Below are 8,680 nucleotides of genomic sequence, written 5' to 3'. Positions count from 1 at the left end.
CCAATAGGCTTTTCGAGTGACCGAGTTCAGCACCCCCGCCAGGGACGACACCGTCGTCCACGCCTTCCGCGACGACGCGCTCGGCGACCTCGACGCCACCGCCCTCGCGGCCCGGATCGCCACCGGGGAGGTGTCGGTCCGTGAGGTGACGGAGGCGGCGATCGCGCGCGCCGAGTCGGTCGGACCGGCGCTGAACGCCCTGGCGTTCGCCGACTTCGACCGAGCGCTGGCGGAGGCGGACCGCCCGCACGAGGGCGTGTTCGCGGGAGTGCCCACCGTCGTCAAGGACAACGTCGACGTCGCGGGCCTGCCCACCCAGCACGGCAGCGTCGCGTTCGCGGCGAAACCCGCCCGGGTGGACAGCGACTTCGTCGCGCAGTACCTGTCCACCGGCGTGCTCTCGCTGGGCAAGAGCAGGCTGCCCGAGTTCGGGTTCAGTGCGTCCACCGAGTTCATGGACGCGGAGGCCGTACACAATCCGTGGAATCCCGCGTTCTCGCCGGGTGCGTCGTCGGGTGGTTCGGCGGCGCTCGTCGCCTCGGGGGTGGTGCCCATCGCGCACGCCAACGACGGTGGCGGATCCATCCGCATCCCCGCCGCCGCCTGTGGGCTCGTCGGCCTGAAACCGTCCCGCGGGCGGACGGTCCCCGACGCCATGGACAAGACCCTGCCGATCCGGATCATCGCGCAGGGCGCCGTCACCCGGTCGGTGCGGGACACCGCGCGGTGGATGGCGGCCGCCGAACGCTACTACCGCAATCCCGCGCTGCCGCCCATCCGGTTGGTCGAGGGGCCGAGCAGCACCCGACTGAAGGTCGGGGTGGTGGTCGATTCGGTCACCGCGTCCCGCACCGACGACGAGACCCGCAAATCGGTCCACGCGACCGCCGATCTTCTCGCGGATCTCGGCCACCACGTCGAGGAGTGCCCGATGCCGGTGGGCACCTCGTTCGTCGAGGACTTCTGCATCTACTGGGGGTTCCTGTCGTTCGTCATCTCCAGCAACGGCAAACGGATGCTCGGACCGGACTTCGACCGCGACGCGACGGACAACCTGACGCGCGGACTCGCCGCGATGTACCGCAAGAACATCGCGAAGACGCCGCGGGTGCTGTACCGGCTGCGGCGCACGTACCGCGAGTACGCGCAGATCTTCCAGAAGTACGACGTGATCCTGTCCCCCACCCTGGCCCACACCACTCCGGAACTCGGATACCTCTCGCCGGCACAGGGTTTCGAGGAACTGTTCGACAAGCTGATCGCCTACACGGCGTTCACACCGCTGAACAACGCGTCGGGCGGGCCCGCCATCTCGCTGCCGATGCACGAGACGTCCCGCGGTCTTCCGCTGGCGTCGCACTTCTCGGCCGACCACGGCGACGAGCGGACCCTGCTCGAGTTGGCGTTCGAACTCGAGCAGGCGACTCCGTGGCGTCGGATCCAGGACGCCGGCTGACGATCAGGCCCTGCGGCGCAGGCCCATCCACACGACGGCGCCGGCGAGCAGCACGGTGGTGATGCCGAAGCCGACGGCGAGGTGCTCGGCGGTGAGGATCGGCGAGGGCCCGGACATCGTGCGTGTCACCGCGACCGGTTCGGCGAGCACCGTCGCCAACTGGTTCTGCTGGGCCGCCGTGCGCACCGGCATCGCCGCGACCCCATTGTTGAGGTCCGTGGACAGCTGCCCGGACAGCGTCTTCAGCTTCGCGAACCCGTCGACGATCTGCGAGGTGGCGCCGTCGAGCATCTCCGGCGCCTGATCGGCGATCGGGACGATGCCGTCGTTCAACTGCCGCGCACCGCTGCTCAGCTGATTGCTGGCGTCGGTGAGCTGCCCCATCGCGACGCGGACGAGTTCGCCGAGGTCGGTGTCCGGGCCCACCTGTCCGCCCAGCAGACCCGGCACCGAACCGAGCTGGGAGGACAGCAGGTCGAGATCTGCACCGACCTGCCGGAGCGACGGGACCACGTCCGGTGCAACGGGAGTGCCGTCGAGGACGCGGATCGCGTCGTCGATCCTGGTGCGCATCCGGGTGGCGCTGTCGTTCGCCTCGCCCAGGGTCAGTCCCAGCGCACTGAGCCGGTCCGCGAGGCCGTTGGCCGTTCCCGACGTCTCACCGACCACGCCCGCCACCCGATCGGCCACCTCCAGCAGTTGCACCGACCCGGCTCGGGCCGTCTCGAGATACGGGAGCAGGGTGTCGGCGCCCTCGGTGAGCTGTTGCGCTGCATCGTCCGCCGCGGCGGTCCCGGCCGCGAGGAACCCGGCCGTCATTCCCGCCTGCTGGAACCGCGTCCGCGACGAGGACATGTCCGCCAGCAGATCGGTGATGCCGTCCGCACCGATCTGGGACGACACCACCCCGGACAGTTCCTCGGATGCCGCGGAGTCGGAGCCCGCGACGTCGACGTCGAGGGTCGCCTGCCGCGGCTTCGCGCCCCACACCGAGGAGACGGCCTCACTGAAGTCCTCGGGCACGGTCACCGTGGCGAACCAGTCGCCGCCCGCCGCCGCGCCCGCGTCGACCACCTGCCAGTCGAACGCCTCGTTCGCCTCGAGCTTCTCGATCAGGGTGTCGCTCGCCCGCACCGGTTTTCCGTCCACGGTCGCGCCGGCGTCGGTGTTGACGATCGCCACGGTCCGGCTGTCGGCCGGGCCGTCGCCGAGGAACACGTATCCGAGCCCGCCCGCGGATGCCAGGACCAGACCGGCCATGGCGGCCGCGGCGACCCGCCGCAGTGTGAGGACCTTGCGCGTCGACTCGGTTCGGGCGTGATTCGCGGAATTCCGTGTGCGCTCAGAGGTCATTCCGGTGAGGGTAGGCGGCTTTCGTAGCGGCAGATTGTGACGATTCTGAGGATTCTCTGAGACGTCGGGGTGCACCGGACGCAGTTAGCACTCCCATGCTCTTGTGTGCCAGGCATTGTCGGGCGCATCCTTCAAGTACCCAACGAGGTGTGCAGAACGAATCATGTTCGAAGCGTGTCATCACACCGAGGAGGCAGAGATGAACAGGGACGGCTACATCGGCATCTCGCCCTTCCAGGCCGCGGGTACCTTGCGGGGATTCGTCATTTCGGGGCGCTGGCCCGACACCACCAAGGAATGGGCGCAGCTTCTGGCGCTCGCCGTGCGGGTGGCGTGCGTTCCGGGGCTGCTCCACACCACCACGGTCTTCGGCGCGCACGAGGATCTGCCCGAGGAACCCGAACCCGAGACGGTCGGTCTCGTGGTGGCGGAGGGCACCGTCCTCGGGGAGTTCGCGCTCGCCCCCGGCCGCTTCGCGGATCATCAGCCGCCGGCGCTGATGATGCTGCACCCGCCGTCGGAGACCACCCCGTCGCTCCCCGAATGCGCGGGCGCCGCCTCGGGTTGCGTCCTGCTGCCGGGCCTGCCCCATCTCGGGCTCGAACACCGGGCGGCGTGGGTGGAGGCGGAGGCGGACGGGACGGTGACGTCCATGGTCAGCCGGGTCGGCATCGACCCGATCAGCGATCCCGACACCGCCGTTTTGGCCATGCTGCTGGCCTCGTGAGGGCACCCGAAGTTTGAGCCCCCGGGAGCCCAAACTTCTTGTCGCTTTTGCCTTTTCGTTCGACCCTCGCTAACGTGGATCACAACGAAGGGGAGTAGCCCCCAATCGCCTGTGTCGACATACTGGCGCGGCAATCTCGCACTGCGAGGTTCCGGGCCCGGCCTGGCGGACCGGTTTCCACACCGGTGGGCGAGACCTTCGGCCGACAGACGCATCGCCGCGTCTGCCAGGCCGGAGGAATCCATTTCATCCTCCGACCCACTACCGGAGGAGGATGTGCCGTGCTGACCGCCGCGCTGCTGAGTTTCGGCGTGATCTTCGTCGCCGAACTGGGAGACAAGTCCCAGCTGATGGCGATGACGTTCGCCCTGCGCTACCGCTGGTGGGTCGTCATCGCCGGCATCACCGTCGCGACCACCGTGGTCCACCTGGTGTCCGTGGCCGTCGGCCACTACCTCGGCGTCGCGCTGCCGACCGCGGCGATCAGCGTCGTCGGCGGTATCGCGTTCCTGATCTTCGGCGCGTGGACGCTGCGCGGCGACAACCTCAGCGAAGACGAGCAACTCAAGGCGGGCCGCGCCACCCGCTCCGCGTTCCTGGCCGTCACCTCCGCGTTCTTCCTCGCCGAACTCGGCGACAAGACCATGCTCGCCACCATCACCCTCGCCACCGACCACGACACGGTCGGCGTGTGGATCGGCTCGACCGTCGGCATGGTGGCGGCCGACGCACTGGCCATCGTCGTCGGCGCCGTCCTGGGCAAGCATCTGCCCGAGAGCGTCATCCGCATCGGCGCGGCCGTGCTGTTCTTCGCGTTCGGTGCCTGGCTGCTGCTCGAGGGCCTGTTCCCCGGCAACATCGCCGGTCCGATCGCCGGGGGCGCCGTCGTCGTTCTGGCGCTGGCCGGTGCGGCCGGACGCACCGCGTGGTCGCGGCGCCGTCGCGCTGCCGCGGCAGAGCCCGAACAGATGCAGCACCAGGACTGAACCCGGTCGACAAAGACGCGCCCCGGGGCAATACTCGGAGTCCTTGGAGTACCTCGCAGTTCTCACGGACGAGAGGGCGTGTGTGAACCATCCCGTAGCGAGCGGCAAGCCTGCGATTCTCACCGTCGACGACGACCCCGGGGTGTCGCGCGCCGTCGCCCGCGATCTGCGGCGCCGATACGGTGAGAAATACCGGATCATCCGCGCCGAATCCGGCGAATCCGCACTCGACGCGATGAAGCAGATGAAGCTGCGCGGCGATCCCGTCGCGGCCATCCTCGCGGACTACCGCATGCCGGCGATGAGCGGGATCGAGTTCCTCGAGAAGGCCATGGACCTGTACCCGGTCGCGCGCCGGGTGCTGCTCACCGCGTACGCCGACACGGACGCGGCCATCGAGGCGATCAACGTCATCGACCTCGACCATTACCTGCTCAAACCGTGGGATCCGCCCGAAGAGAAGCTGTACCCGGTGGTCGACGCCCTGCTCGAGGCGTGGGCGTCGTCCGATCACCATCCCGCCGAGGAGACGAAGGTCGTGGGGCATCGCTGGGCGCCGCGGTCTTCGGAGGTGCGCGAGTTCCTGGCCCGCAACCAGCTGTCCTACCGCTGGTACATGTCGGACGAGCCGGAGGGCGGGCGGTTGCTCAGCGCCGCCGGCGAGGACGGCCGTCGCCTGCCGGTCGTGATCTGCGCCGACGGCGAATGCCTGGTGGAACCATCGGACACCGAACTGGGCCGGCATCTCGGACTGCGGACCGACCCGTCGGAGAACTTCTACGACCTCGTCGTCGTCGGCGGAGGCCCGGCCGGTCTCGGCGCCGCCGTGTACGGCGCCTCGGAGGGGCTGCGCACCGCGCTGATCGAGCGGACGGCCACCGGTGGGCAGGCGGGGCAGAGTTCGCGCATCGAGAACTACCTCGGGTTCCCCGACGGCGTGTCCGGCGCGCAACTCGCCGAACGGGCCCGCAGGCAGGCCACCCGGTTCGGGGCCGAACTGATCACCACTCGCGACGTCGTGGCGCTCGAGGTCAACGGCTCGGCGCGGACGGTCCGGTTCGCGGACGGCGACACCGTCGACGCGCACACGATCATCCTGGCGACCGGCGTCTCGTACCGGCGACATCCCGCGCCCGGCGTCGACGACCTCACCGGCCGCGGCGTCTACTACGGTTCCGCCGTCACCGAGGCGGCCCGCTGCACCGACCAGGACGTGTACATCGTCGGCGGGGCCAACTCCGCCGGACAGGCCGCCGTCTACCTGTCACGGGGCGCCCGGACGGTCACCATCGTCGTGCGGGCGCAGTCGCTCGAGGATTCGATGTCGTACTACCTCGTCCAGCAGATCGAACGGAACCCGCGCATCCGCGTGCGGCCGTGCACGGAGGTGATCGGCGTCGAGGGCGACGCGCACCTCGAGAAGATCCGGCTGCGCAACAACGCGACCGGCGACGAGCAGACCGTCGACGCCGGATTCCTGTTCCTGTTCATCGGCGCCGCCCCGCGGACCGACTGGCTCGACGGCGTCGTCGCGCGGGACGAGAACGGGTTCGTCGTGTCCGGCCCCGACCTCGTCGTTGACGGCAAGCCGCCGCGCGGCTGGCCCCTCGACCGCCTCCCGCACCACCTCGAGACGAGTGTTCCGGGCATCTTCGCCGCCGGGGACGTGCGCTCGGAGTCGGCGAAGCGGGTGGCGTCGGCGGTCGGCGAAGGCGCCATGGCCGTGATGCTCGTCCACCGCTACATCGGCCAACCATGACCAGGGGCAGACCATGAGCCGACTTCCGTGCGATCCCCCCGAGCTGAGGACGCTGTTCCTCTTCGAGAAGCTCACCGACCACCAGCTCGAGCAGCTCTGCGAGAAGGGGCACGTCGAGCTGATCGAACCCGGGCCGGTGTTCGCGGAGGGTGAGGTCGCGACGTGCTTCTACGTGCTGATCGAGGGCGAACTCGTGCTGAGCAAGCTGTCGGGCGGCGAGGACATCGAGTTCAACCGGACGTCGCAGCGGGGCGTGTACTCCGGGGCCTGGCAGTCGTACCTCGGCGACCGCGCACCCCAGACGTACACCGCGTCGATGCGCGTCACCGCGCCGTCGAAGTTCTTCGTCCTCGACGCCGACCGGTTCGGGCAGCTGATGCGCGAATGGTTCCCGATGGCCGTGCACCTGCTGGAGGGACTGTTCTTCGGCAACCAGAACGCGAAGCAGGTCGTCGATCAGCGGGAGCGCCTCCTCGCGCTGGGGTCGCTGTCGGCGGGGCTCACGCACGAGCTGAACAACCCTGCGGCCGCCGCGGTCCGGGCGACGGCGTCGCTACGCGACCGGGTGTCGCACATGCGGCAGAAACTCGGTGTCATCGCGTCCGGGGTGTACGACCGGCAGGCGCTGGCCACGTTGATCCGGTTGCAGGAGGAAACCGCCGAACTGGTGGCGAAGGCGCCGACGCTCACCCCGCTCGAAGCATCCGACCGCGAGGACGAACTCGGCGACTGGTTCGACGACCACGGCGTCTCCGGGGGCTGGGATCTGGCGCCCACGTTCGTGCAGGCGGGTCTCGACGTGCCGTGGCTGGAACGGATCGTCGCCAGTGTCGACGACGCAGCGATGGTCGAGAGCGCGATCCGCTGGCTCAACTACACCATCGAGACCGAACTGCTGATGAACGAGATCGCCGACTCCACCGCCCGGGTCTCCACGCTCGTGAACGCCGCGAAGCAGTACTCGCAGATGGACCGTGCCCCCTACCAGCGCATCGACCTGCGGGAACTGCTCGACAGCTCGCTGGTGATGCTCGGCCGCAAGATCGGTGACTCGGTCACGGTGGTCAAGGAATACGATCCCACGCTGCCGCAGATCCCCGCGTACGCCGCCGAACTCAATCAGGTGTGGACGAACCTCATCGACAACGCCGTCGCCGCCATGAACGGCCACGGCACCCTCACCGTCCGCACCCGGCGCGACGGCGACATGGCGCTCATCGAGATCGGCGACACCGGACCGGGTGTGCCCGAAGAGATCCGGTCCCGCATCTTCGAACCGTTCTTCACCACGAAACCCGTGGGCGAGGGAACCGGGCTCGGCCTCGACATCTCCTGGCGCATCGTCGTGAAGAAGCACCGCGGCGACCTGCGTGTGGAATCCGAACCGGGCGACACCCGGTTCCAGGTCCGCATTCCGATCGAACCCGAAGTCGCAGCAGCAGAAGGAGTCACCGATGGGTGAGCTGGACGGAATCGACCCGAGCGTGCCGCCGAGCGGCGACGGCTGCCTCGAATGCGACAGCGCCGGCGGGTGGTGGGTGCACCTGCGCCGCTGCGCGCAGTGCGGGCACATCGGGTGCTGCGACTCGTCGCCGGAACAGCACGCCAGCGCGCACGCCGCGGCCACCGGCCACCCCGTCGTCCAGAGCTTCGAACCGGGCGAGTCGTGGTTCTGGAACTACGCCACCGAGACGGCATTCGAAGGCCCCGAACTGATTTCGCCGCACCACCGGCCGGTCGAGCAGACGGTTCCCGGTCCCGGCTCGCGCGTTCCGCCGGACTGGCAGGCGCACATTCACTGACTCAGAGTTGCGCGAAACGCTGTGCCGTCGCCGCGTCCTGCTCGTCGTACCGGGTCAGCGCCGCTTCGAACGTCGCCTTCAGGTCCAGGGCGTACCGCTCGTGCGCGGCGAATGTCCCGACCGCCGAATTCTCTTCCGCGACGCCAGGGCCGCCGATCGCCGTCGCCCGGAACCGCGCGGCCAGTTCGGCCGCCGACCGCAGATGGGTTTCGCCGAGGCCGAAGTTCTCCGGTGCGAGTTCGCGGTGCGCCCGCTCCCGCAGGTCCCGCATGTCCGCCGCCAGCACCTCGCACGCGGCGATGCACCGCACCAACGCGTCCCGATCCACTTCGAGCCGATCCTCGGTCATCCGTCCCCCTACGGTCGTCGCTCCACCCGCGAGAGAAACTACCCGTTCCCCCGCCGGCAATGCTTCCCTCGCCTCCCCCGTCACACCGAGCGACCGTTATGGTGCAGGTCACCAGGGTCGGCCAACGGAGGTCGCCGGAAACGAAGGATGCGCACTGTGGAAATTCAGGGAACCGCCGCACTGGTCACCGGAGCCGCCTCGGGCCTCGGTGCCGCCACCGCCAAGCGTCTCGCCGACGCCGGAGCCAC

General features: G+C 69.3%; 8 protein-coding genes. 6 read left to right on the top strand and 2 right to left on the bottom strand.

Annotated features, from left to right (window positions below; genetic code table 11):
* Window positions 1–16 precede the first annotated feature (16 nt).
* A complete protein-coding gene (locus ACFTZB_RS39405) occupies window positions 17–1,456 on the top strand; it encodes an amidase (protein ID WP_378440421.1) in 1,440 nt (479 codons plus the stop codon).
* Between the two features lie 3 nt (window positions 1,457–1,459).
* On the opposite strand, the gene ACFTZB_RS39400 is transcribed toward ACFTZB_RS39405, so the two are convergent.
* Complete coding sequence (locus tag ACFTZB_RS39400; protein WP_378440419.1) at window positions 1,460–2,809, bottom strand: hypothetical protein; 1,350 nt, start codon at window positions 2,807–2,809, stop codon at window positions 1,460–1,462.
* A 199-nt stretch (window positions 2,810–3,008) separates the two neighbouring features.
* On the opposite strand from ACFTZB_RS39400, the gene ACFTZB_RS39395 reads away from it, so the two are divergent.
* From ACFTZB_RS39395 to ACFTZB_RS39375, 5 genes are all read left to right on the top strand, one after another.
* Window positions 3,009–3,536 carry a hypothetical protein gene (locus ACFTZB_RS39395; RefSeq protein ID WP_005248897.1) on the top strand — a complete coding sequence of 176 codons (528 nt, stop codon included), beginning with the start codon at window positions 3,009–3,011 and terminating at the stop codon, window positions 3,534–3,536.
* A gap of 281 nt (window positions 3,537–3,817) precedes the next feature.
* Window positions 3,818–4,522 carry a TMEM165/GDT1 family protein gene (locus tag ACFTZB_RS39390; RefSeq protein WP_378440417.1) on the top strand — a complete coding sequence of 235 codons (705 nt, stop codon included), beginning with the start codon at window positions 3,818–3,820 and terminating at the stop codon, window positions 4,520–4,522.
* 82 nt (window positions 4,523–4,604) lie between these two features.
* Complete coding sequence (locus tag ACFTZB_RS39385; protein ID WP_072938720.1) at window positions 4,605–6,281, top strand: FAD-dependent oxidoreductase; 1,677 nt, start codon at window positions 4,605–4,607, stop codon at window positions 6,279–6,281.
* A gap of 13 nt (window positions 6,282–6,294) precedes the next feature.
* Complete coding sequence (locus ACFTZB_RS39380) at window positions 6,295–7,743, top strand: ATP-binding protein (RefSeq protein WP_378440414.1); 1,449 nt, start codon at window positions 6,295–6,297, stop codon at window positions 7,741–7,743.
* Entirely contained in the window at window positions 7,736–8,083 is a 348-nt protein-coding gene (locus tag ACFTZB_RS39375; protein ID WP_378440412.1) for a UBP-type zinc finger domain-containing protein, read from the top strand. Before ACFTZB_RS39380 ends, ACFTZB_RS39375 begins: the two co-directional genes overlap by 8 nt.
* A 1-nt stretch (window position 8,084) precedes the next feature.
* Here the strand turns inward: ACFTZB_RS39375 and ACFTZB_RS39370 are convergent, their stop codons facing one another.
* On the bottom strand, window positions 8,085–8,432 hold the full coding sequence (locus tag ACFTZB_RS39370) for a hypothetical protein (RefSeq protein ID WP_378440410.1): 348 nt from the start codon (window positions 8,430–8,432) through the stop codon (window positions 8,085–8,087).
* Window positions 8,433–8,680: the final 248 nt, after the last annotated feature.

This window comes from Rhodococcus sp. NPDC057014, from assembly GCF_042673295.1.
Classification (GTDB): domain Bacteria; phylum Actinomycetota; class Actinomycetes; order Mycobacteriales; family Mycobacteriaceae; genus Rhodococcus_F.
This window is presented reverse-complemented; position numbering and strand designations above follow the sequence as displayed.

Bases quoted from the DNA above. Each gene is read 5' to 3' on its own strand.
- ACFTZB_RS39400 (WP_378440419.1), bottom strand. From the start codon at position 2,809: ATGACCTCTGAGCGCACACGGAATTCCGCGAATCACGCCCGAACCGAG.
- ACFTZB_RS39395 (WP_005248897.1), top strand. From the start codon at position 3,009: ATGAACAGGGACGGCTACATCGGCATCTCGCCCTTCCAGGCCGCGGGT.
- ACFTZB_RS39380 (WP_378440414.1), top strand. From the start codon at position 6,295: ATGAGCCGACTTCCGTGCGATCCCCCCGAGCTGAGGACGCTGTTCCTC.
- ACFTZB_RS39375 (WP_378440412.1), top strand. From the start codon at position 7,736: ATGGGTGAGCTGGACGGAATCGACCCGAGCGTGCCGCCGAGCGGCGAC.
- ACFTZB_RS39370 (WP_378440410.1), bottom strand. From the start codon at position 8,432: ATGACCGAGGATCGGCTCGAAGTGGATCGGGACGCGTTGGTGCGGTGC.